We start from the raw sequence: 22676 nt of genomic DNA, 5'->3' as shown, positions 1-22676 counted from the left end.
TAAAGGACGAACAAAAGACGAAGGAAAGACGAATAAATGACGAATCTATACCGAAGATAAGGTGAAGAAAGATTATAGAAATATTGGCTATTAGGAGTTGCACTTGTGATGTATTTAACCTATATAATTGTAAATAACTACTAAACACTAACGGCTGACAACTGATGATAGATACACATACACACTTATATTCAGAAGAATTTGACGCTGACCGTACCGAGATGATTGCACGAGCCAAAGCAGCTGGTGTAACCCGTTGTTTTATTCCAGCTATTGATGCGAGCTATACCCAGCGAATGTTTCAGCTGAAAAACGATTATCCTGACTACGTTTTCCTAATGAACGGTCTGCACCCTTGTAGCGTGAAAGAAAACTATCAGGAGGAACTTGCGCACGTTGAGAATTTGATGCAATCGCATTTCTTTTGTGCTATTGGCGAAATAGGCATCGACCTTTATTGGGATAAAACTTTTCTCAAAGAGCAACAAGAGGCTTTCCAGAGGCAAATACAGTTGGCTAAAAAACATCAGTTGCCTATTGTTATTCACTGTCGAGAGGCTTTCAACGAAGTGTTTGAGATTTTAGAATCCGAAAAAAGTGACGACCTTTTTGGCATTTTTCACTGCTTTACGGGTACAGAAGCGCAAGCTCAGCGCGCTATTGGCTACGGCTTACATTTAGGTATTGGCGGAGTGGTAACTTTTAAGAACGGAAAGATAGACCAGTTTTTAAAAAATATAGATTTACAGCATATCGTTTTAGAAACCGATTCACCTTATTTGGCACCAGTACCTTACCGTGGGAAACGCAACGAAAGTGCTTATATAGTGAAAGTTGTAGAGAAATTATCGGATATATATGCTTTGCCTGAAAGCGAGATTATACGCCTTACTGACGAAAATGCTACAAATATATTTAAGATTTAATTAGGTATTATCAAATATATTTCGTTACTTTGCCTTTCGTTATCCAAAACAAGAGAATATAGAGTATCTGAAATGACCGATTATTTCAAGTCCATACGTCCGTTTAACGACAACGAAGTAGCACGTGCCTTGTCGCAAATTAAAGATAATCCTTTGATTCGAGCGATGATGGCTTATGCATTTCCTGATGAAACTCCTGAGGAGCGAGAGCGACGACTGCTTGCTTGCCAAAAGGTGTCCGATTTTCAGGAGGATATAATGTATCAAGTGGTTACTAAGGCGATTGAGAAAAGTATTTCGGAATTTACCTGTGATGGGTTTGACGGTTTAGACCCGCGCAAAGCTTATGTATTTGTTTCCAATCACCGCGATATTGTTTTAGATACTTCCTTATTAAACGTTGCCCTATACGACAATCACCTTTCGATGACGGCTTCGGCAATGGGTGACAATTTGCTCAGGAAAAAGTATTTGAAGATATTGGCGATGCTCAACAGAAATATCATTATATATAGGAGTCTGCCCCCACGAGAGGCTTTGGAGCATTCTAAATTGGTATCGGAATATATTTACCACTGCATTACAGAAGAGCATCGCAATGTGTGGATTGCGCAACGAGAAGGGCGCACTAAGAACGGCGATGACCGTACCCAGCAAGGGGTTTTGAAGATGCTCACCCTTAATGCTCCCGAAGATATATCACCTTTGCAGTACCTGAAAACACTTAATTTAGTACCGATGTCGATTTCCTATGAGTTTGACCCCACTGATGTGTTGAAGTTGCCTGCACTTATTGCCCAACATAACGGGGTAGAATACGTGAAATCTAAAAAAGAGGATTTTGAGAACATCATTCAAGGCTTGTTGGGACAAAAAGGACGTGTACATATTTCGGTAGGACAACCGCTGTACGACCAGATAGACACTATAGAAGCCACACATCAGCATCTTAACAAGCAATTGCAAGCCTTAGCTGAATGTTTGGACAGTGCTATTCATCAACAGTACAAGTTGTTTCCTGCGAATTATATTGCTTATGATTTGCTGAACGACACCTCTATATATAAGGAATACTACAACGAAAAAGATTTTCGACGTTTTGAACGCCGAATGAACAACCGAAGCAATTCTGAAGACCTTTCACAAAAGAAGTTCTTAGAGATGTACGCTAATCCTGTAAAGAACAAATTCGATGGAAACCAATAATTCAAAAGTGCTCCTCATCTATACGGGGGGGACTATCGGGATGATAAAGGACTACCAAACAGGAGCCTTGCGTGCTTTCGAGTTTAATAATCTTTACAAGCGTATTCCTGAGCTCTCGCACTTAGATTGTGAAATCTCGGTGCACTCGTTTGAAAAAGTGATAGACTCCTCGGATATGAACCCCCAACATTGGATTGAAATTGCTGAGGTGATTGAAAGAGAGTATAATCACTACGATGGTTTTGTAGTGTTGCACGGCAGTGATACGATGAGCTACTCGGCTTCGGCTTTAAGCTTTATGCTACAAGGGCTTACTAAACCTGTAATATTTACCGGTTCACAACTGCCGATAGGCGATTTGCGCACCGATGCCAAAGAGAACCTCATCACCTCTATACAGCTGGCAGCCCTAAAAGAAAATGGTGAGCCCGTGATACAAGAAGTAGGACTCTATTTCGAGTACAAGCTCTACCGAGGTAACCGCACTACCAAAATAAACGCCGAGCATTTTCAAGCTTTTGCCTCGCTGAACTACCCGCTGTTGGTAGAAAGTGGTGTACATTTAAAGGTGATGAAAGAGAACCTTTTACCCCGCAAGCAAAAGCAACATTTAGAAGTGTGGAAAGATTTTGAAACTAACGTAGCGATTATCAAGATGTTCCCAGGCATTACTGCACCTATACTGAATGGTATTTTCAATATCCCAAATCTGAAAGGGGTAGTGTTAGAAACCTACGGTTCAGGTAATGCTCCTACCGATGCGTGGTTTGTAGAGAGTTTGCAGAGTGCTATTAATAAAGGAATACATATAGTGAATGTTACCCAGTGTTCTGGAGGTAGTGTGATGATGGGCAAATATGAAGCGAGTGAAGCCCTCAAAAAGATGGGAGTGATAGACGGAAAAGACCTCACAACCGAGTCGGCAATCACAAAATTGATGCTTTTGCTTAAAAAAAATATTTCTCATAAACTATTCAAAATCAAGTTTGAAGAAAATATAGCTGGAGAAATTTAGCAAAAAATTAAGAAAAAACTTGTGGGATAGAAAAATAATTTGTTACTTTGGCATTCAGAAACAGCATAGAGAGAGGTGTCCGAGTGGTCGAAGGAGTACGCCTGGAAAGTGTATATACGCCACAAGCGTATCGAGGGTTCGAATCCCTTCCTCTCTGCTTCTTTCTAAAAAAAACAGAATAATTATTAAACATTAAATTATTAACTAACAATTTAAAAAGATTAAACAAATGAAAAAAATGTCATCTAAGCTACTTCTAGTAGCAATGTTAATTTTAAACGTGGCTATGGTTAGCGCTCAGGAAGCAACTGAAGCGATGCAACAAAGCAAAGGCTTCCACCAAGTATTTAAAGAGCGTTTCATTGAAGGGGGTCCTGCCTATATGGCTCCAATCTTGCTCTGCTTGATTATTGGTTTGGCAGTAGCTATTGAGAGAATTATTTATCTCAATATGGCGACTACCAATTCTAAAAAGCTAATTGCCGATATTGAAGAGGCATTGGATAGCAAAGGTATTGAGGCAGCTAAAGAAGTGTGCCGTAATACAAAAGGCCCTGTTGCATCTATTTTCTATCAAGGTCTTGACCGTTCATCAGAAGGTATTGATATGGTTGAAAAATCAGTAGTATCTTACGGAGGTGTACAGATGGGACAATTAGAAAAGAACGTATCTTGGATTTCGCTCTTTATTGCTATTGCACCGATGTTAGGGTTTATGGGTACGGTAATTGGTATGATTGAAGCGTTCGATAAGATTAGTTCAGCTGGTGGTTTGGACGCATCATTGATTGCTGGTGATATCAAGGTTGCCTTGCTTACTACAGTGTTTGGTTTGATTGTAGCGATGATACTACAAGTATTCTACAACTACATCATTGCTAAAATCGACGCTATCGTAAATGATATGGAAGATGCTTCTATCTCATTGATAGACCTTTTAGTAGCAAGAAAAATGAAATAATTTATTCACCCATTAAACAACTTTAAGTATGTATAAAATAGCAAAATATGGAGCTCTTGCTTTGGGCGTAATTGGGGTAGTTCTATGGATTGTTTTGTCTTTCTTTACAAACGCAGAGGATCCCAATAACGGTACTATGCAAGCTTTGTTTGTGCTCACATATGTTCTTTTAGGAATAGCTTTGTTAGCAGTAATCATATCAGCGGCACAAAACATTTTAGCTTCACCAAAAGCACTTAAGAAAACGCTTATCTATACAGGAGGATTTGTGGTAGTTCTTCTTTTAGCTTATATCTTCTCTTCAGGAGCTGTAGAAGCTAATGCCAGTGACGAAGTGAAGAAAGCCAGCGAATCTGTAAGAAGATGGGTAAGCACAGGTTTAATCGCTTTGTACATATTGGTAGCGGTAGCCGTAGTAGCTCTTATAGCTTCCAATGTGAAAAAAGCACTAATGAAATAAGAAATTATGGCAAAACGTTCCGCACCCGAGGTAAATGCAGGTTCAATGGCTGATATTGCTTTCTTGTTGTTGATATTCTTTTTGGTAACAACAACTATTGAGAGCAACTCAGGGATTACTGTAAAGTTACCTCCTAAACCACAAGAAAATACGCCACCACCTCCACCAGTAAAAGAGAAAAACGTATTGGTAGTGGTAGTGAACAAGTACAACCAGTTGTTAATAAACAACGAAGTTAAGGAACTTAAAGACGTAAAAGAAACAGCGCTTAATTTCTTGGATAACAATGGAGATGGTTCTTGTACTTACTGTAAAGGTAAAAGAGACCCTCTATCATCAGACAACCCAGATAAAGCAGTTATTTCTTTGCGCAACGACCGTGAAACTTCATATCACACTTATATAGCTGTACAAAATGAATTGATTAAGGCATATAATGAGTTACGTGAGCGTGAACGCAGACGTTTGTTCCCTAACGAAGTACCTTACGTTCAGATAGAGGAAGAATTTAACGCAGCTCGTACTCCTAAAGACAGGAAAGATGCGTTAGAACCTAAAATCGTGAAATTACAGGAGCTATTCCCAAGAAAATTGCTTGAAACAGCACCTAAGAAACACTAAAATTAGAAGGATATGTCAAAATTTACAAAAAAGAAAAGTGGCGAAACGCCCGCTGTTTCTACGGCTTCTTTGCCAGATATCATCTTTATGCTTTTGTTCTTCTTTATGACAGTAACAGAATCTAAAGATAGTGATTTGATGGTACAAAATAAGTTGCCAGTGGCAGATCAGGTACAAAAATTGGACAAGAAAGACCCAGTTGTCTACATTTATGCAGGGAAACCACTTCCTAAGTATCAGGCTAAGTTTGGTGTAAATGCTAAAATCCAAGTGAACGATAAATTCATTGATGTTTCGGAGGTAAGCCACTATATATTGAATTATAGAGAAGGTTTACGCGATGCACTAAAAGATGTATTTATGACCGCTTTGAAAGTAGATGCTGATACCAATATGGGATTAGTGAGTGATATTCGTGAGAAATTACAAGATGTTAATGCATTGAAATTGACTTATATCGCTCGTGAAGGTTCTCCTTTGAATCAAAAATAAATAAGAAACATATTTCTGTGTTAAAAAGACTACCTTAAAAATTAGGGTAGTCTTTTTTGTTATTATGAATAAAAATATTACCTTTGCATTATTAAAACAAGTTAATAGTAATTATTTATGAGAAAAATCGTTTTACTTTTTGGATTACTCCTCAGTGCAGGAGTAGCTTCAGCACAGTCGTTTGGGGCTGGTGATGTACAAATTAATGGAGGTCTTGGTGTTTCAGGTCCAGGAGCTATGATATATGGTTCAGTGGACGTTGGGATTAACGACCAAATAACTGTAGGAGGTGAGTTATTTTACCGTGGTAGAAACTACAATAGCGTAAAATACAATAATATAGGTGTTTTAGCTACGAGTAATTACCACTTCAATAAACTTATAAGAAGACTTCCTTCAAACGTAGATTTGTACGGTGGTTTAAGTTTGGGATATTACAATTGGAATAATGATTATAAATATGACAATTGGGATCCTTATTATGACTCAGGATTTGCAGTGCGTCTTCAAACAGGGGGGCGTTACTTCTTTACAGAAAACTTCGGTGTGAATGCTGAGTTGTTTGTAGAACACAACTCTTTTGCAACAGGAGGTTTTAAAGCAGGTGTTACTTATAGATTTTAATAACTTAAAAAATGAAAAAAGGGACTTCCTCAGAAGTCTCTTTTTTATTATGCTTTTTTAGCTTCTTTTAGTAAGTAGGCTCTGAATAAACGCAGTTCGTCCCAACTGTATCTTTCTTCTGTCTTTTCATAAAGACTTTTCAGGGTAGTAAGTTCTTCGTTTTCTTTGAAAATTGTATTCAGTTCATTGATAGTTTTCTCAGGAAGTACCTCAGTAATAGCAATTTTGTCTTGTTCTATGCATTTGGCTATGTGAGAATAGATAGTAGCCTGTGATAGTGTACGCTCTTTGGCTATTTCGGCTACTGTTTTACCTTCTTTCCAAAGCTGAAGTGTAATATCATAAGTAGAGCGTTTTTCCTTCTTGGGTTTATCATCTTTGGAGAGAGGATATTCGCTTATAAAGAGTTTTTCGTTCTTTAAAATATTATTAATTTTTCCGGTGAGTTCAGTATACAAAGTTTCTAATTTGGCTGAATGTATCTTTTCTTTATCAAAGGGTTGGTCGGATTGTGCTAATTGTATCATTTGTTCTAAGCGGAAGAGCTTCTTTAGCGTTTCGGAAAGGCTATTGTCTAACTCTTTTAGTTCGGTGAAAAATTGTTTGACTTTTTTCTGATTGGCTATTTTGCCTTCAACTAATAGCACTTCATACCACAATTGTTTTAAGAGCGGTGTAAAATAAGTGATACCTTTGGCTACGCGTTCGAAAATATGCTGAACATCGGTTGCATTATTGAAAAGTGTTTTGAGTTGCTTGATGAATTTCTCGGAGACGGTAACAAGTTCTTGTACTCTTACCAACTGCTGTGATGCCCAATCTTTATATAGGTTCTTATTGCCAATTTCACCTGAATAACTATTGCGGTGTAGCACCCATTCTTCTAAAAGAGTATTCCATTGGAAAGTGTTTAGAATATTCTCCTGCAAAAAATCGGTTTTCCCTGTATAACAAGCGGTTTGTACTTCTTTTTCGGAGGCTTTGTTCTCGGCATAACCTATCACTTCACCATTGTTGTTGATACCATTAGCACTTACTGAGGAAAGCAAAATCAAGCCGTCTAACGAGCGCAGGCGCGAAAATGCTACATAGGCTTGACCTGAGGCAAATACGCTTGCCAAATCTAAGATGGCTTTCTCGAAAGTGAGCCCTTGACTTTTGTGTATGGTAATTGCCCACGCCAAGCGCAATGGGTATTGGGTAAACGAGCCCAGGCGCTCTTCTTCTATATCTTTGGTTGTTTCATTCAGTTTATATCGCACGTTTTCCCATTCGTAGCGTTCGACGTTTATGACCCTTCCACCGTCTAATTTCACGGTAATTTCACCTTCGGAAAGAGAGACCACTGTACCCATCTTTCCGTTGAAAAACAGGTGTTCTCCTGAAATGTCATTTTTGATGAACATTACTCTTGCGCCTTCTTTTAGCTGAATGACTTTTTCGATAGGGTAGAGGTATTCGGGAAAATCATCAACAATATCAGCCTCGTAAGAGAATAGGGGAGAAGTGAGCTTACTCATTTCGCGTTGGTTCATTGCATCAGCTTTGGCGTTGTGAGTGGTGAGGGTGATATAATCTTTTAGGTGTTTTTTAGGGAAATCTGGCTGTACATACTTTTCTAACTGTTTGATATCCTCAGAGGTAAGTTGGTTTTCACGCAAGTGATTTAAAATGGAGATAAACAGCTTATCGGTTTGTCGGTAAATGGTTTCGAGTTCTACATATAGCAAAGGATTTTGAGTTATGACTTCGGACTGAAAGAAATACATTCCTTTATAATAATGTTTGAGCACTTCCCATTCCTCTTGTTTTACTACGGGGGGCAACTGTAACAAATCTCCGATAAAGACCACTTGTACGCCTCCGAAGGGTCGTTTGTCTTTTCGGATAAACTGTAACATATAGTCCATAGCATCGAGCACATCGGCACGGAGCATACTCACTTCATCTACAATTAGCAATTCCATATTGCGGATAACCTGCTGTTTATTTTTGTGCATTTGGAAGTGTTTTCGCAAAGAAAATCGGTTTTCAAAGCGCAAGAATTCATTCACAATAGGGGGATTGCTCAGTGTTGGTAAGAAAGAAGCAAAAGGGAGTTGGAACATCGAATGAATGGTTACGCCACCAGCATTGAGAGCAGCAATACCCGTAGGGGCAACTACCACCGTATTTTTATAACAAGTATTGATGATTTTGTGTAGCAGAGTAGTTTTACCTGTTCCTGCTTTCCCTGTGAGAAAAATATTTCTATTTGTTTGATTTACAAGTGTAAGTATGTACTCTTCCATACCATTTGTTTGGTTGTTATCATTTAAAACGCAAAGATACGAAACTTATTTTAATTAGCAAATTAACAAATTAGGTGTGAACTACACAGCCAAATTTTGGTAGGAAGGAGGGTAGGTTTAGCTTATAGGTAGCTTATAGGAAGCTTATACGAATCTTGGACGATTGGTATACAAAGGGTATATAAATAGTTGAAAGTGAATGGTTAAGAGTGAACGTTTTTTTGTAAAAAAGGTACTGAAAAGTAATTGTAAAGGAGTGGATAAATAAATCTTTTTTACTTTTCTTTTGTTACTATTAATTTTTTTTGCTACTTTTGTCACATTAATAATCAACCTTTAAAAATATTCACAGCTATGATTAAAAAAATCTATCAAGTAGCCATAGGCATTGCTGTATGTCTTGGCTTTGTGGCTTGTAACTGCAATCAAGCTACTTCTAATGAGAATAAGAGTAGAAGTTCTTATCAAATTAAAGTAACTACCCCCCCTCGTCCAGCTGGGCAAACAGATGTACTAAACCTTACTACTCCTAAAATGGATACGGTGCGTGTGGGAATCATTGGTCTTGGAATGCGCGGACATAGTGCGGTAGAACGTTATATGCACGTGCCCGGAGCGAAAGTTACAGCTATCTGCGATATACGTCCTGAAATGGTAGAAAAAGCGCAACAAGTAATTGAAAAAGCAGGACATAAGCGTGTAGCCCAGTACACAGGTGATGAAAATGCTTGGAAAGCGCTATGTGAGCGCAAAGATGTAGACCTCGTGTACATAGTAACTGACTGGAAACACCACGTACCAATGGCGCTTTATGCTATGGAACACGGTAAACACGTGGCGATAGAAGTGCCCGCAGCTCTTGATATGGAACAGATTTGGGCATTGATTAATATGAGTGAGAAGAAACGCTTACACTGTATGATGCTTGAGAACTGCGTGTATGACTACTTTGAAATTACTACTCTTAATATGGCACAACAAGGACTCTTGGGTGAAGTGATTCACGGCGAAGGCTCTTATATTCATAACTTAGACGACTTTTGGACTGAGTATTGGAACAACTGGCGTTTAGACTACAATGCTAAAAATCGTGGAGATGTATACCCTACGCACGGTATAGGTCCTGTATGCCAAGCGCTTAATATTCACCGAGGAGACAAGATGAACTATTTGGTTTCATTTGATACGCACGCTTTTAGAGGCAAAGAAGTGTACAAACGCGTAATGGGCAAAGAAGAACCTAACTTCCAAAACGGTGACCTTACTGTTACAATGATTAAAACTGAAAAAGGGAAAACCATACAAATACAACACGATGTGGTAACACCACGTCCATATTCACGTATGTATCAACTTACTGGAACGAATGGATTTGCGAATAAATATCCGATTGAAGGTTATCTTATTCAGCCAGAAAGTATAGCAAAAGATGAAGTGCCTAATCACGAAAATCTTTCGGCACACAGCTTTATGCCCGAAGAGGCTAAAAAAGCAATGATGGAAAAATACAAACCACGTATTCTTAGAGAATTGGAAACTAAAGCAAAAGAAGTGGGCGGTCACGGAGGTATGGATTTCATTATGGACTATCGCCTCATCTACTGTTTGCGCAATGGTTTACCTTTGGATATGGACGTGTATGACCTTGCTGAATGGTGTTGCTTAGCACCTCTTTCTAAACTATCATTAGAAAACGGCAGTGCTCCTGTAGAAATACCTGATTTTACTCGCGGAGCTTGGAATAAACAAAAAGGTTACAAACACGCATTTGCTAATTAGAATCCCCACCCCTTTCCCTCCCCCAAGGGGAGGGGGTAGGATAATATATTTTCTAACTATTTATATTGCATTCTCTCTTCCTTGGGAGGGGGCGAGGGAGGATTATATAACTTATGTCAAACGTATTACGTCTTCCTGCGGAACAACTATATGCAAAAGAATTAGAAGCTCTAAAAGAAGAGGATAAAAAACAAGAAAAGCCCATAGGCTGGCAATTGTCGCCTAAAGCTGTGCTGAAATTTGTAACTGGAGGTACTGCTAGTGGGGTAGAGATTACCCCTAAGTACATCGGTCATAACCGCTTGGTGGAAATCGCTATTGCTACACTCCTTACCGACCGCTCTCTACTGCTTATAGGCGAGCCAGGAACCGCCAAGTCGTGGCTTTCCGAAAACCTTACAGCTGCTATTTGTGGTGATTCGGGCAAAGTGATTCAAGGTACTGCGGGCACCAGCGAAGAACACATTCGCTATTCGTGGAACTACGCAATGCTCTTGGCTAACGGGCCATCGCACGAAGCCTTACTTAAATCACCTATTTATCGCGCGATGGAAACAGGGACTGTCGCTCGTTTTGAGGAGATTTCACGTTGTGCCTCCGAAGTGCAAGACGCACTGATTTCTATTCTATCGGAGAAGAATATTGCCATTCCAGAACTCAGTGAAGAATTACTTGCTCAGCGCGGTTTCTCTATTATTGCCACAGCTAATACCCGCGATCGTGGTGTAAACGAGATGTCCTCAGCACTCAAGAGACGTTTCAACATCATCGTGCTACCTGCCCCTGCTACTTTAGAAACTGAAGTGTCTATCGTAACCAAGCGCGTAGCCGAGATTTCTAACAACTACAAACTGAAAGCTGCCTTGCCAAGCAATGAAGCTATAGAGAAGATTGTAACTATTTTCCGCGAATTGCGCAAAGGAGCTACTTTAGACGAAAAACAGAAACTCAAATCGCCTAGCGGAGTTATTTCTACCGCCGAAGCTATTTCGCTTATTACCAATAGTATGGCATTAGCAGGTAGTTTTGGCAACGGTACTGTTACCGATGAAGATTTAGCATCAGGATTGCAAGGAGCTGTGGTAAAAGATGAAGACAAAGATAAAATGGTGTGGAAGGAATACCTCGAAAATGTAATGAGGAAACGCGGAGCATCGTGGCGTGAACTTTATAACCAATGTTCAGCAATGAACAATTGATAATTATCACATTGGTAAATTGGCAAAATTGCACATTTCCACATAGTAATAAATAAGCGAATTGTATTCAGGGTGCGCTTGAATCCACTGATGCAAGATAGGTATAAAGGTGGCGATAATCTCTTTGTCGCCACTTTCTAATATACGTTTGCTATAAGCGATATAGATTTGCTCTGCCAAAGGCATTATAAGTATACCTTGGTATGACTTAGGTGCGAAATCCTCAGCGCGCAGAAAAGGCATTACATCAGTAATTACTTCTAAATATTCATCACGGTCTTTATAAGCTTTGTGCAACTGCTCTGCTAAGGCAGAAAACGCTTCAGAAGGCATCGTGAAATACATACCTTTCAAACTCTCGTACAGTACATCAATAAGTTCCATTTTTCCTGTTTTGCGCAACTGTGCGAAGAACTTCACGTATTGCCAAAGCAGTTGGTCGGTGATGAGCACTTCTTCAATGCTAAAACGCAGGTCTTTGAGTGCTTGCACATATTGCAGAAAAGTGTCTAAGTCGTTTTCGACTACTGCCCTCTTGCAAAAATCGTAATACACCCAGCCCAACGAATATTTGTTGATACTGCTATCGTTTTCCTTAAATTCCTCAAGAGCGATGCGCAACGCCTCTTCTAAGTCACCTGCTTTGCGTAAAGCCGTTACCTCACTTATCATCATTTCTTTACAACTCTAAAAAGGGTGATTTTCTCATTGCCCGAAGCAACCATAGTTTGCTCATCTACAAAGAGTAGCGCGTGATAGATTTTATCTGAAAGTTGTTGCCAGCTCCTACCTTGGTCGTTAGAGAAGAAAAGACCATTAGGCGAAGTTGCTACCAAAGCATTTCCCTCACTATTAGGAATGTATTGCACACAACTGGCATAGCCAATAGCCTTGTCGGTCGCGATAGGCTGCCAAGTTTTACCCCCATCAAAAGTGAGTGCGCCAGAGCCTTTGCGCTCTGTAGGTTGTTCATAATCGCCACCGAGAACAATACCCTGCTGGTCCTTGTAGAAAGCTATGGTGAAAGCCCCTTGAGTAGCTGAACCTTGGGCAAGAGGTAGGGTAGCGAGGTCTTGCCATTTATAGCCCTTGTTGTCCGAGAATAACACCCTGCTCTTACTTCCGCCTGTTACTACCCATAGTTTGTTGTCATAGTGCGCCAAAGCCGAATTGCTAGCAGCGAATACACTTTCACCCTCTTCGAGTTTTGGCGATTGTGACCACGTGAGTTTCGTCCATTGTTGTCCGCCATTGAGCGTTGTTACTACCGATAGGCGATTATCGATAGGGTCGCCTATAGCGATGCCAAATTGGTCGTCCGTAAAGCGCAATACATCGTAAAATACATCGGGGTGTTCCTCTCGATACACTTCTTCCATACCACTTTGTTCTGCTTTGTAGAGCAATGCAGGGTTGCCGATAGAGAGCATAAAAAAGTTCTGAGTCGTTGCTGCCACCGCGCGGAAATCCGAAATCACCCCGCGATTCTTCAAGTTAGAAGTCGCAATGGTTTGGTTTTGAGTGTTGATAAAACCAAAGGTAGCATCGGAGCCTGCAAAAGCCACGTTTTTCTCTAAGAGCACCATTGCTCGCACGCTTATCTTCTCCAACGGAAAAGACTTTACCTCTACCAATTCGATAGTAGTGTCCCTATAAGGATTAGAGTGCTTACACGCCCCAAGGCAAAGCAATATAAAAATAATAGCAATATGTTTCATACATCAGTGATAAACAAAGGCAAAGATAATGTTTTTGGTTGGAATAACAAAGAAAGGATATGTTTATTTTTCAAAATGTTGTATCTTTGTCGCATCACATATTTAATAATTTTCTCATTTTCTAATTACTTATGTATATCCGTTCCTTAAATATTACCACTGATAGAGTGCAAGGATTTCCTTATAATACTGAAGCTGTGCGCTATGCTAAACATATCAATCTTGATCAGCCCGTAACTTTCATTGTAGGTGATAATGGGGTGGGTAAATCGTCCCTTATTGAAGCTATTGCCTACAAACTCCGCTTGGCTCGTATTAACAATACGTTAGGCTTTCAAGAAGAATCGTTTGAGCCTATTGCTGAGCTCGCAGAAGATTTAGAACTCGATATGATACGTGATGGTCGTGGTTTTTTCTTTCGTTCAGAGGACTTTGGCGATTATGTGATCAAAGGTAATATTTTTGATTCGTTCAAAAGTCAGAATCCTACCTATCAGAATATGATGTTCAACTACGGACAAAATTTAGCATCTTTTTCTCACGGAGAAGCCTTTTTGCATATCATTACCCAACGTGTGAAACGACAAGGAATCTATATTTTTGATGAGCCTGAAAGTGCCCTTTCGCCCTTACACCAATTATCACTCATCTACCTCATACGCGAACACCTAAAGAAAGAGCGTTCACAGTTTATCATCGCTACCCATTCTCCAATCCTAATGGCAATGCCTGATGCACTAATCTATGAAGTTACCAAAAATGGAATGCAAGCTACCCCTTTACAAGAAGTAGAACATTATATCATTACTAAAACTTTTTTGAACAATCCTAAGGCGTATTTTAGAGAGGATTAGAGAATCTTTACCACTTCTCCTAAATCCAAATACACTAAATATTTTCCTTTTACTTGCCAGCCTATGGCTGTCATGTTTTGTTGGTAATGCTGTAGTTGGGTACGGTATTGGTCGTTGGGTTGTCCGGTTTTGTAATCTATGATATAGACTTCGCGAGTACTTGGGTTGTAGGCAAGTCGGTCAGGACGGAAATAGTTGCCGTTAGTGTCTATAAACTCGCGTTCGGTAAAATATTCGTAGTCCTTGCTAAAGAAAGGTGCTAAAGAGCTGTCGCTAAGCAATCGTGCCATTTGAGGTTGCAATAACTCGTATTGTTCGGCAGTGAGTGTACCCTCTTGTAGTGCATCGTTGAGTACAGTGTCGAGGTCGGTAGCGTAAGTGATTTTCGAGAATAACTCGTGAATGAGGTTGCCGCGCTCCAAGGCTTCTTGTTGATGAGTGTCCCATAGCAGGGAAGCCCCTGTCGCAATCTTGTAGTTCGGATACTGCCAACCTTTTTGGAAAGGAATAGGTGATTCTTCTGTAGCTTCTTTCTCTTTCTTCTTAGGAAATACAGCACTTCCAAAGGTATATTCCACTACATCGCTATTCCACTGCCCGTTTTCTTCTAAAAACTCTTTAAAGAGTGTGCCATAAGTCTCGGCACTGCTTTTGGAGAGTGAGGTGATTACATAGAGAAATGATTCGGGACGCGTCATCGCTACATATAACACATTTAGCTGGCCGAGGAGATTTTGTTCGTGTAGTTGCATCATAAGCTCTTCGGCTTGTGCGTCGTAATTCACTAAGCTTTTATTGCTGTTTACCAGCAGATAGTCAAAACCGTTAAACTGCTCGTGGTCTACGGGAAACCAAAGTTTTTCAGTATGTGTATCGATGAGTTTGCTATCGGCGAAAGCGTAGATAATCACGGGGGCAGAAAGTCCTTTGCTCTTGTGAACCGTCATTACAGTAATAGCATTCAACCCTTCGGGTGAACTGATACTCAGTTTTTCTTGCTGGTCGTCCCAGAACTCTAGAAAATTGGCTAAGCCTCCTTTGCGCGCATTCTTAAAATCGAATACAATATCCATAAAGTGAGTGAGATAAGCATCGGAAGGACGGGCAAGGTCAAAACAATTCACCGCCAAAGCTACTCCTTCGTATAAAGAATATTGGTTGAACAGCTCTATAGAGAAGTGAAAATCGGCAAGGAAAGTATTTACGGGTTCCTCTACATATTTGCTGAGGAATAGGTGAGGGTCTTTAGTTTCTTTAAAACGCAGATAATCAAAGAGCAATTGCAGTTTGAGTTCTTCACTTTCAGGGTGATAAAGCAGACGTAATAGGGTGACGAGAAACTGTACCGATGCGACATTTTTCAGTAATAGTGAATCAGGTGAAATTACATTTCTTTGCTGTTTTGAAAGGAAAGAGGCTACAGCAGCTCCTTCGCGGTTGGTGCGCACCAATATAGTAATATCCTTATCGGCTGCCCCTGCTCGGTTAGCGTGTTCTATTTTCTCTAAAATCGCTTCACAATAACTCCGTTCGCGCGGTGAAAGTGCTACAACATTGCTATTGTCTTCTTCTGTAGGCACTTCTTCTCCAACTTCTATAAACGAAAGATTGAAATAGCCTTCAGGTAGGGATTGGTCTTTTTTGTTTTTGGGATATTCCTGTGTAGAGTTTTTGTAAAGTTCTTTGTAGGTCTCACTTTGGAAAAGGTCTCCAGCAAACTTAAAAAAATGGTTGTTAAAATCAATAATGGCTTCTAAACTGCGAAAGTTTTCATTGAGGTCTTTCACTTCTCCTTTGATGCGGAAAGGGTTTACTTCATTGTTATACAAACTCATAAACTGTTCCGCTTTTCCTCCTCGCCAACGATAAATCGATTGTTTGCCATCGCCTACAAGTAATACCGACCCGCACTTATTGTTCACTTCACTTTGTACTGCATTGAGGATAAGCGGTATAAAGTTCTGCCATTGCAGTACTGAGGTGTCTTGAAACTCATCGATAAAATAGTGGCGGAATTTCTCTCCGATACGTTCGTAGATAAAAGGTGCAGGCTGGTTGCTGAGCTCTGAGGAAATCACTCCGTTGAACTCCCATATAGGCAAGATGTTTTCTTCTTCTTTAATGGTCTCTATTTCTTTTTGTATGCGGTTGAGCAAAGCCAAAGGCACAACATATCTCAGCGCGTTGTTCGCAAAGGCAAGAGCACCAAAAGCTTTTTTGATTGCCAAAAACAAGTTGGCAATCATCTCTTGCAAACTGTCTATCAGGGCAGTGTCGTACTTCTTAGCCGCTGAACCAGAATAAAGAGGTTCGCCTTCTAATAGATTGTTTTGCCAACCACTGCCCCACGAAGGCTCCTTAGAGTTGTCGGCAGTGAGGTTATCGAAGAATTTGTATAAATGTCCTCCATTAAAAGCGCCTTTATCCAAACCGTGCTCACACATCAGTTGCATAAAGTCTTGGGCAGAAGTTTTAATGCTTTTCAGGGCATTGTTGCGTTGTTTGAGTAAGGTATTTTTAAGGGTTAGAAAATCAGGTATTTCCTTGTCTTTCAGTGATTGTAATTGCTCGTAATGGTTCTCATTGGTAAGCATTTCAGCTACGCCTAATAATTCTTTAGTAGTATCCCAACTCTTGTCGTCATCTATCTTTTCATTGGCAAAATCGATGAGCAATTGGGTAAGCTCGGGGTCGTTTCCTGCCTGATTCATCAAATTATCAACCGCTCGCTCTAGTAAAGCCTTGCTGTCCAACTGTACTTCAAAGAAAGGATTGAGATGCAAATCCTGTGAAAAGTGGCGTATCAGTTGGTGATTGAACCCATCGATAGTACTGATATTAAAGGCCGCGTAATTGTGCAGTATATGCTCCAAAACCTTAGCCGAACGCGTTCTCAGTTCTTCGTCGGGGAGATTCAATTCCTTTGCTAATTCAGTAAACATAGTGTGAGGTTTAGTGAGCATTTTGTCCTCACTGAATACCCCCAATAACTCTATGATGCGGTTCTTCATTTCAAAAACCGCCTTATTGGTAAAGGTAATAGCAAGTAACTGCCTAAACAAATCGGGTTGCTTACTGCCGAGAATAATTCTCAGATAGGCTTTCACCAGACTGTAGGTCTTTCCAGACCCTGCCGAAGCGTTGTATATAGTATAATTTGCTGAAGGTGTATTCATTTTTTACCTCTTACCTTAAAATTGCGCTGCAGGAGCGGTATCGTTGTTGAGCTTCTTGTCTACCGAATTGTTCTTTCCTTTCGAAAAATCGTAGCTAATCCCTAATACAAACATATTCCGGTTGTTTTCTATGTAGGTATAACTATGTTGGTTTACCAAACCTTCGTAACTGCTCTTCATCCTGTATTCCGAAGGCATTCCTAACCAAAACACACCACCTTTAAGTGTCCAACTACCTAACTGGTATTCTATAAAAATATCATTGTTATTTTCATAAGTGCTCATAGTGTTGCCGTCTATGTAATAAATAGGAAAGTTGAAACTGTAATCTATCCTCAAATCTTTATAGGTAAAAGTAAGTGATAGGTTGTTGTCGATATAATCATTGCGAGCGCGTAGTCCAGCATCAGTAACCAAAGTCTCACGTGTAGGGGCTATATTAGCTGAAAATACAAATAAATCATTCCTTAATGGTTTAAAAGTACCATCTAATGAAAAACCAAACTCCTCGTGATATTTACTGTTTTCATAAGTGCTGAGTATTCCATTGCGTACGGGGTCTTTGATATAAATATCAGTAATTACTCGTTGGGTGTTTTTGTAGAAGGGTTGAAGGTTAAAATCGGTGTACTCATTGTTGAAAGTATAAGAGAGTCCAGTCCAAAATATATGTTGTGATTTTAGGTAAGGATTTCCTGTCTCCAAGATGTTCGGCGCTTGTTGTGCTATATTGCTACTGAGTTCTGCACTACGCGGACTGCGGGGTACATAGTAACTTGTGAGGCGCAAACTCTGGTTATTAGCGAGTTCATAACCCAACACTACTTTTGGGGTAAATACCCATTCGGTAAAAGTGTTTTCGGCACTACGGTTGTGGGTTTGGGTAAGCCCAGCACTGGCTCTGTACATAAAATTAGCCTTTTTGCCTACAAACTCGGTGTACAAATACTGATTGGTATAGGTAACATCGTAAGCCGAAGTACCTGCCAAGTTACGTAAGTCGTTGTCGATAAAAGTACTGCTAATACGGTAGCCCGAATTGAGTTTGCCTATAGTAAACTGATGAGTATGTGCTACTTCACCTACCCAACCGCGTTGTTTTACTTTCAAATCCATATCATCGTCGTACACATTCTGCTGGGTTGCGGTCTCCCATTCCTTTGAGAGGTTCTCTTTGGTAGTGTTGTAATAACTCCCCACGGCGTTCACGCTCAATCCATCTCGTTTGCCTAATTTTTTAGAGAAGTATAGGTCTACTTTGGGGCGCAACCAGTGGTCGTGACTTTTACCTGATAATGTGTGATGGCTAATGGTTGTACCTTGTGTAAATAGGTTTATGCCATTGCTATGTGCAGAGCGATTCAAAAGTTCCATTCCGGCTTTAGCTTGGAAACTATAGTTTTGTGGTACTACTGCGCTATAACGCACCGAAGCGTTGTGCGCATTATAGCTAAACCCCGATTTTGACTGTTGGTCGTTTGCATAACGCACACCCGATAGTTCGTAATCGGAATGTTTTTCATAATGTCTGTCGTTGTAATCGCGAAACTCCAATTTGTATTCCACTCCCAACGTATGTTTGCCTTTGGTGTAGTTACCATAAGCCGAAGCATCTACAAAACCCGTAGTAAATGCCGAAAGCCCATCTACCCCTACCGAATACCCCTCTTCAGCCGAACGTGTGATGATGTCCACCACTGTGTCAGCTCTATTGCTCCAGCGTGCAGGCGGAATATCGTAATAGTCTATGCGTGCCACGTTTTGAGGAGCGATACCGCGTATTTGTAGGTCGGTTGCCTCTACACCGTTTACTAATACCAAGAGCGTACCCCTTTTAAGGGTAGTAATTTGGTTGGTTACAGGATTGAGGTGCAGGTTGGGCAAACTGCGCAAGAGGTCTTTGGCATAGCGTGCTTGTTCCACAGCTTTCTTCTCAAAGGTAAAGCTCGCCTTATCGGTATATTGTGTTTTGCGCTGTGCTTTTACAATTACCTCATTGAGCACAATCGTATCCAAAGGTGTTTCAGGCACTACTTCTTGCGCTGTAGTGGTCATAAAATAAACTAATAGTAAGCTGGTTAAAAGGAGTTTCATATTTTATCCTGCAAATTCATCTAACATATCCAAAGATGGTACAAAGAAAAGTGTTCCTGTTTCGGCAGTGCTGAAATCTAATAGGCGGTCGTAATTGCCAGCAGGATTGCCTATAAACATATTGGTAAGCATCTTTTCTACTGTACTAAACGTATTAGCATAGCAGATGAAGTAAGTGCCCATTTGGTGACTTACGGGGTCGTGGAAAGGCATATTGTCTCTCACTACTTTCAAATCATCGCCTACATTGGCAAGTGCCGAGTGCGCATTGGTAGGCTTGGTATCCTCGTCCATTTCTATGTCCATTTCTTTGCTACGCCCTATTACTTTTTCTTGTTCGCTAACGGGGAGCGCACGCCAAGCGTTCATATCGTGTACGTATTTTTGTACGAATAGATAACTTCCTCCTTGGTAATCGGGGTCTTCATCACCCACTACCGCAAACTGTTCGCGTTCTGCGCCACGCGGGTTTTCGGTACCGTCTACAAAACCAATGATAGCGCGCCCGTCCCAATACCTAAACCCTTGTACGTTTACAATACCATTGGCGATGGGTTGCATTACCTCGCTAATGGCAGCTGCCATATCGTAAGCCAAGCTGGGGTTGTGTGCGCGGATATGAAAGTGTAAGTCGCCTTCGGTGGATACAGCAGTGTGTTTACTACCTCTGATGGGCTCAAAATCTTTGAGTTCTTTGGGGAGCGGTTTGGGTAACCCTAAAGTAAGCCACGCCCTATGGCTAATGCCTATGGTTACACTGGCACGACCTTCGGGAAAGCGGTCGGCTACCGAGTTGTTGAGGTTTCCTACCAAACCACATACTTTTGCAAAAGTATTATTAAGCAATGTCTTGTCTATATCTTTTTTAAATGCCCATACCAAAAATATGGTATTGTTATTAGGCAAGTCTGTTACATTCTGATAATTCATTATATTAAGTATTTTTAATTTTTTAGGGATATTTCACGTGCTCTTTTCTTAACTTCAGTATAAGGTCTCAACAATCCGTTATTAGCTTGCTCAATACCTCTTTCTGTGGAAGCTAATTACCCTCTTGTGAAATAAGTTTTTCTTCTGTCAAAAGAAATCAGTTTTTCCTTGAGTCATTCTTCTACTAATAATTGCTCTTCGGTATGTAAAGGTTGTGTACTATGATGTTCATAGTTCATTCATTTTATAACTTCCTAAATTCACTGATGTTCTACCGAATAATCGTTTGAGTTCTATCAGGCCCCACCGATACTACTTTGATGGGCACTTCGAGTTCTTTCTCTAAGAAACTGATATAATCCAAAAGTTCTTTGGGTAGTTGCTGGTAATTGGTGAGTTTGGTAAGGTCTTGTTGCCAGCCTTTGAGTTCTGTATATATGGGCGTTACGTTCTGTTCTTCTATATTGTAAGGCAAGTGCTTGATTTCTTTTCCTTTATAAAGATATGACGTACATACTTTTAAAGTCTCAAAACCGCTGAGCACATCGGCTTTCATCATTGTAAGTTCGGTAACTCCGTTTACCTGTACAGCGTATTTAAGGGCTACCAAATCAAGCCAACCACAACGGCGACGCCTACCGGTAGTGGCTCCAAATTCGCGACCTACTTGGGTCATTGTTTCGCCCACTTCGTCGAACAGTTCGGTAGGGAAAGGTCCACTGCCCACACGGGTTGTATAAGCCTTAAAGATACCTATTACCTCACCAATACTGCGAGGGGCTACACCTAAGCCCGTACAAGCTCCGGCAGCCGTTGTGTTCGACGAGGTAACAAACGGATAGGTGCCAAAATCAATGTCCAACATAGAACCTTGTGCTCCTTCGGCAAGTATTTTTTTACCCTTTTTGAGGGCTTGGTATAGGTATTCTTCACTGTCGATAAGCTGAAACTCTTTCAGCACTTTTATCGCTTCAAAAAACTCGGCTTCCAACTCTTGTAGGTTATACTGAATATCTACCTTGTAGTTAGTGAGCATTTCTTCGTGTTTATCGGTGAGGTTACGGTAACGCTCGTTAAAGTCACTGAGCTCTATATCGCCCACGCGCAAGCCGTTACGACCTGTCTTATCCATATAAGTAGGCCCTATACCTTTAAGAGTAGAACCTATTTTAGCTTTACCTTTGGAAGCTTCCGAAGCAGCATCTAAGAGGCGGTGGGTAGGCAAGATAAGGTGTGCTTTGCGAGAGATAAGCAAATTCTGTTTCAAATTTACCTCGTAAGGAGCGAGTGCCTCTATTTCTTTTTTGAAAATGATAGGGTCTATCACCACCCCATTACCGATGATATTTACAGCACCTTTGTGGAAGATTCCCGACGGAATAGTGTGTAACACGTGTTTAATACCGTTAAATTCAAGAGTATGCCCTGCGTTAGGGCCTCCTTGAAAGCGTGCGATAATGTCGTAGTTTTGCGTAAGGACATCTACTATTTTCCCTTTTCCTTCGTCTCCCCACTGAAGACCTAATAATAAATCTACTGCCATTTTTGTTTCTTTTATTTAGTTGCTCTCTCTTCTTTGGGGGCATCTGCTTTGCGTGTACCGTAAAAATAAAGAGAGTGATTGCTAATATTAATGTTAAAAACTTCTTCTATGGTTTTCTGTATTGCTTGAATACGAGGGTCGCAAAACTCCACAATCTCACCCGTATCGGTAAGGATTACGTGGTCGTGCTGACGGTCAAAATACGATTTCTCGTAATACGCTTGGTTTTGTCCAAACTGATGTTTGCGCACCAAACCACATTCCAGCAAGAGCTCAATCGTGTTGTAGAGGGTCGCTCTACTCACCCGATACTTTTTCTTTTTCATATTTTCATAGAGCGTCTCTATGTCAAAATGGTCGTTGTATTCGTAAATCTCCTTCACAATCGCATAGCGTTCAGGGGTCTTACGGTGTCCGTTGTCTTCCAAATATTTGGTAAGCACCTTTTTTACAATCTCCAAGTTCTCTTCGGAGGTGTTTTTTTTATCTTTCTCAGCTATATTTTTCATATATTAAATATGTTTTTCAATAAAGGGCAAAAGTACTATTTATTTTTCAGAAAACAAAACACTACTATTATTTTTCAAAGCAAACACACCTCAGCCTCGCTACATTCGCCCTTTTAGCATTGCATCAACTCCCCCTTTGAAGGTAGCCAGCGACAGCTAGGTATGTGCCCTGCGAGAGCGGAGTATGTGATAGAGGGGAGGTTTCTTTTGATTTTCCTTCACACTCCCCCCTAGTGCCTATGGACTAAGACCTAGTGCCTCTTCCTCTTTCTTTCGCC

The 22676-nt window shown here is 40.5% G+C and carries 18 protein-coding genes, 1 tRNA gene and 1 pseudogene; 12 read left to right on the top strand and 8 right to left on the bottom strand.

What is annotated here, in order from left to right:
- The first annotated feature begins 164 nt into the window (after window positions 1-164).
- The 9 genes from HMPREF9072_RS05370 to HMPREF9072_RS05330 all read left to right on the top strand — a co-directional run bounded on the left by HMPREF9072_RS05370 (window position 165) and on the right by HMPREF9072_RS05330 (window position 6305).
- The gene (locus HMPREF9072_RS05370) at window positions 165-926 is read left to right on the top strand and encodes a TatD family hydrolase (RefSeq protein ID WP_009410904.1); all 762 of its coding nucleotides are present in this window, start codon (window positions 165-167) and stop codon (window positions 924-926) included.
- Between the two features lie 72 nt (window positions 927-998).
- Window positions 999-2132, top strand: coding sequence for a 1-acyl-sn-glycerol-3-phosphate acyltransferase (locus tag HMPREF9072_RS05365; protein WP_009410903.1), 1134 nt, complete (start codon window positions 999-1001; stop codon window positions 2130-2132).
- Window positions 2119-3147 carry an asparaginase gene (locus HMPREF9072_RS05360; RefSeq protein WP_009410902.1) on the top strand — a complete coding sequence of 343 codons (1029 nt, stop codon included), beginning with the start codon at window positions 2119-2121 and terminating at the stop codon, window positions 3145-3147. The genes HMPREF9072_RS05365 and HMPREF9072_RS05360 overlap by 14 nt, the downstream gene beginning before the upstream one ends.
- Window positions 3148-3216: 69 nt before the next feature.
- Window positions 3217-3304: transfer RNA gene (locus tag HMPREF9072_RS05355), tRNA-Ser, on the top strand.
- A gap of 72 nt (window positions 3305-3376) precedes the next feature.
- Complete coding sequence (locus HMPREF9072_RS05350; RefSeq protein WP_002673269.1) at window positions 3377-4108, top strand: MotA/TolQ/ExbB proton channel family protein; 732 nt, start codon at window positions 3377-3379, stop codon at window positions 4106-4108.
- A gap of 28 nt (window positions 4109-4136) precedes the next feature.
- Window positions 4137-4568 carry a hypothetical protein gene (locus HMPREF9072_RS05345; RefSeq protein WP_009410901.1) on the top strand — a complete coding sequence of 144 codons (432 nt, stop codon included), beginning with the start codon at window positions 4137-4139 and terminating at the stop codon, window positions 4566-4568.
- A gap of 6 nt (window positions 4569-4574) precedes the next feature.
- Window positions 4575-5189 carry a biopolymer transporter ExbD gene (locus HMPREF9072_RS05340; protein ID WP_002673266.1) on the top strand — a complete coding sequence of 205 codons (615 nt, stop codon included), beginning with the start codon at window positions 4575-4577 and terminating at the stop codon, window positions 5187-5189.
- Between the two features lie 12 nt (window positions 5190-5201).
- Window positions 5202-5681: a biopolymer transporter ExbD gene (locus HMPREF9072_RS05335; protein WP_002673265.1), complete on the top strand. Its 480-nt coding sequence runs from the start codon at window positions 5202-5204 to the stop codon at window positions 5679-5681.
- 117 nt (window positions 5682-5798) lie between these two features.
- Window positions 5799-6305, top strand: coding sequence for an outer membrane beta-barrel protein (locus HMPREF9072_RS05330; RefSeq protein WP_009410900.1), 507 nt, complete (start codon window positions 5799-5801; stop codon window positions 6303-6305).
- A 47-nt stretch (window positions 6306-6352) separates the two neighbouring features.
- Here HMPREF9072_RS05330 and HMPREF9072_RS05325 read toward each other — a convergent pair.
- A pseudogene (locus tag HMPREF9072_RS05325) lies at window positions 6353-8599 on the bottom strand (helix-turn-helix domain-containing protein); the annotation flags it as partial.
- Between the two features lie 351 nt (window positions 8600-8950).
- Between HMPREF9072_RS05325 and HMPREF9072_RS05320 the strand changes: the two are divergent.
- Both HMPREF9072_RS05320 and HMPREF9072_RS05315 read left to right on the top strand, forming a co-directional pair.
- The gene (locus HMPREF9072_RS05320) at window positions 8951-10375 is read left to right on the top strand and encodes a Gfo/Idh/MocA family protein (RefSeq protein ID WP_009410897.1); all 1425 of its coding nucleotides are present in this window, start codon (window positions 8951-8953) and stop codon (window positions 10373-10375) included.
- 113 nt (window positions 10376-10488) lie between these two features.
- A complete protein-coding gene (locus HMPREF9072_RS05315; protein ID WP_009410896.1) occupies window positions 10489-11574 on the top strand; it encodes an AAA family ATPase in 1086 nt (361 codons plus the stop codon).
- 6 nt (window positions 11575-11580) lie between these two features.
- On the opposite strand, the gene HMPREF9072_RS05310 is transcribed toward HMPREF9072_RS05315, so the two are convergent.
- Both HMPREF9072_RS05310 and HMPREF9072_RS05305 read right to left on the bottom strand, forming a co-directional pair.
- Window positions 11581-12249 carry a hypothetical protein gene (locus HMPREF9072_RS05310; RefSeq protein WP_009410895.1) on the bottom strand — a complete coding sequence of 223 codons (669 nt, stop codon included), beginning with the start codon at window positions 12247-12249 and terminating at the stop codon, window positions 11581-11583.
- A complete protein-coding gene (locus tag HMPREF9072_RS05305) occupies window positions 12246-13292 on the bottom strand; it encodes a hypothetical protein (RefSeq protein WP_009410894.1) in 1047 nt (348 codons plus the stop codon). Before HMPREF9072_RS05305 ends, HMPREF9072_RS05310 begins: the two co-directional genes overlap by 4 nt.
- Window positions 13293-13423: 131 nt before the next feature.
- On the opposite strand from HMPREF9072_RS05305, the gene HMPREF9072_RS05300 reads away from it, so the two are divergent.
- The gene (locus HMPREF9072_RS05300; RefSeq protein ID WP_009410893.1) at window positions 13424-14146 is read left to right on the top strand and encodes an AAA family ATPase; all 723 of its coding nucleotides are present in this window, start codon (window positions 13424-13426) and stop codon (window positions 14144-14146) included.
- Here HMPREF9072_RS05300 and HMPREF9072_RS05295 read toward each other — a convergent pair.
- The 5 genes from HMPREF9072_RS05295 to HMPREF9072_RS05275 form a co-directional block, all read right to left on the bottom strand.
- On the bottom strand, window positions 14143-17322 hold the full coding sequence (locus HMPREF9072_RS05295; protein WP_009410892.1) for an exodeoxyribonuclease V subunit beta: 3180 nt from the start codon (window positions 17320-17322) through the stop codon (window positions 14143-14145). The two genes, HMPREF9072_RS05300 and HMPREF9072_RS05295, sit on opposite strands and share 4 nt — an antisense overlap.
- A gap of 15 nt (window positions 17323-17337) precedes the next feature.
- Window positions 17338-19416 (bottom strand): outer membrane beta-barrel protein, encoded by a 2079-nt coding sequence (locus HMPREF9072_RS05290; protein WP_009410891.1) that lies wholly within the window; start codon window positions 19414-19416, stop codon window positions 17338-17340.
- A 3-nt stretch (window positions 19417-19419) separates the two neighbouring features.
- Window positions 19420-20346: a Dyp-type peroxidase gene (locus HMPREF9072_RS05285; RefSeq protein WP_009410890.1), complete on the bottom strand. Its 927-nt coding sequence runs from the start codon at window positions 20344-20346 to the stop codon at window positions 19420-19422.
- A gap of 271 nt (window positions 20347-20617) precedes the next feature.
- The gene (locus HMPREF9072_RS05280; protein WP_009410889.1) at window positions 20618-21889 is read right to left on the bottom strand and encodes an adenylosuccinate synthase; all 1272 of its coding nucleotides are present in this window, start codon (window positions 21887-21889) and stop codon (window positions 20618-20620) included.
- 11 nt (window positions 21890-21900) lie between these two features.
- Complete coding sequence (locus HMPREF9072_RS05275; RefSeq protein WP_002673241.1) at window positions 21901-22398, bottom strand: Fur family transcriptional regulator; 498 nt, start codon at window positions 22396-22398, stop codon at window positions 21901-21903.
- Window positions 22399-22676 lie beyond the last annotated feature (278 nt).

The organism is Capnocytophaga sp. oral taxon 324 str. F0483 (assembly GCF_000318315.2).
Taxonomy (GTDB): domain Bacteria; phylum Bacteroidota; class Bacteroidia; order Flavobacteriales; family Flavobacteriaceae; genus Capnocytophaga; species Capnocytophaga ochracea.
Note: the sequence above shows the minus strand (reverse complement) of the source record. Positions and strands in the feature narration are given on the sequence as shown.

Bases quoted from the DNA above. Each gene is read 5' to 3' on its own strand.
- HMPREF9072_RS05350 (WP_002673269.1), top strand. From the start codon at position 3,377: ATGAAAAAAATGTCATCTAAGCTACTTCTAGTAGCAATGTTAATTTTA.
- HMPREF9072_RS05305 (WP_009410894.1), bottom strand. From the start codon at position 13,292: ATGAAACATATTGCTATTATTTTTATATTGCTTTGCCTTGGGGCGTGT.
- HMPREF9072_RS05340 (WP_002673266.1), top strand. From the start codon at position 4,575: ATGGCAAAACGTTCCGCACCCGAGGTAAATGCAGGTTCAATGGCTGAT.
- HMPREF9072_RS05280 (WP_009410889.1), bottom strand. From the start codon at position 21,889: ATGGCAGTAGATTTATTATTAGGTCTTCAGTGGGGAGACGAAGGAAAA.
- HMPREF9072_RS05335 (WP_002673265.1), top strand. From the start codon at position 5,202: ATGTCAAAATTTACAAAAAAGAAAAGTGGCGAAACGCCCGCTGTTTCT.
- HMPREF9072_RS05290 (WP_009410891.1), bottom strand. From the start codon at position 19,416: ATGAAACTCCTTTTAACCAGCTTACTATTAGTTTATTTTATGACCACT.
- HMPREF9072_RS05300 (WP_009410893.1), top strand. From the start codon at position 13,424: ATGTATATCCGTTCCTTAAATATTACCACTGATAGAGTGCAAGGATTT.
- HMPREF9072_RS05330 (WP_009410900.1), top strand. From the start codon at position 5,799: ATGAGAAAAATCGTTTTACTTTTTGGATTACTCCTCAGTGCAGGAGTA.
- HMPREF9072_RS05365 (WP_009410903.1), top strand. From the start codon at position 999: ATGACCGATTATTTCAAGTCCATACGTCCGTTTAACGACAACGAAGTA.
- HMPREF9072_RS05310 (WP_009410895.1), bottom strand. From the start codon at position 12,249: ATGATGATAAGTGAGGTAACGGCTTTACGCAAAGCAGGTGACTTAGAA.
- HMPREF9072_RS05315 (WP_009410896.1), top strand. From the start codon at position 10,489: ATGTCAAACGTATTACGTCTTCCTGCGGAACAACTATATGCAAAAGAA.
- HMPREF9072_RS05370 (WP_009410904.1), top strand. From the start codon at position 165: ATGATAGATACACATACACACTTATATTCAGAAGAATTTGACGCTGAC.
- HMPREF9072_RS05320 (WP_009410897.1), top strand. From the start codon at position 8,951: ATGATTAAAAAAATCTATCAAGTAGCCATAGGCATTGCTGTATGTCTT.
- HMPREF9072_RS05345 (WP_009410901.1), top strand. From the start codon at position 4,137: ATGTATAAAATAGCAAAATATGGAGCTCTTGCTTTGGGCGTAATTGGG.
- HMPREF9072_RS05360 (WP_009410902.1), top strand. From the start codon at position 2,119: ATGGAAACCAATAATTCAAAAGTGCTCCTCATCTATACGGGGGGGACT.
- HMPREF9072_RS05295 (WP_009410892.1), bottom strand. From the start codon at position 17,322: ATGAATACACCTTCAGCAAATTATACTATATACAACGCTTCGGCAGGG.
- HMPREF9072_RS05275 (WP_002673241.1), bottom strand. From the start codon at position 22,398: ATGAAAAATATAGCTGAGAAAGATAAAAAAAACACCTCCGAAGAGAAC.
- HMPREF9072_RS05285 (WP_009410890.1), bottom strand. From the start codon at position 20,346: ATGAATTATCAGAATGTAACAGACTTGCCTAATAACAATACCATATTT.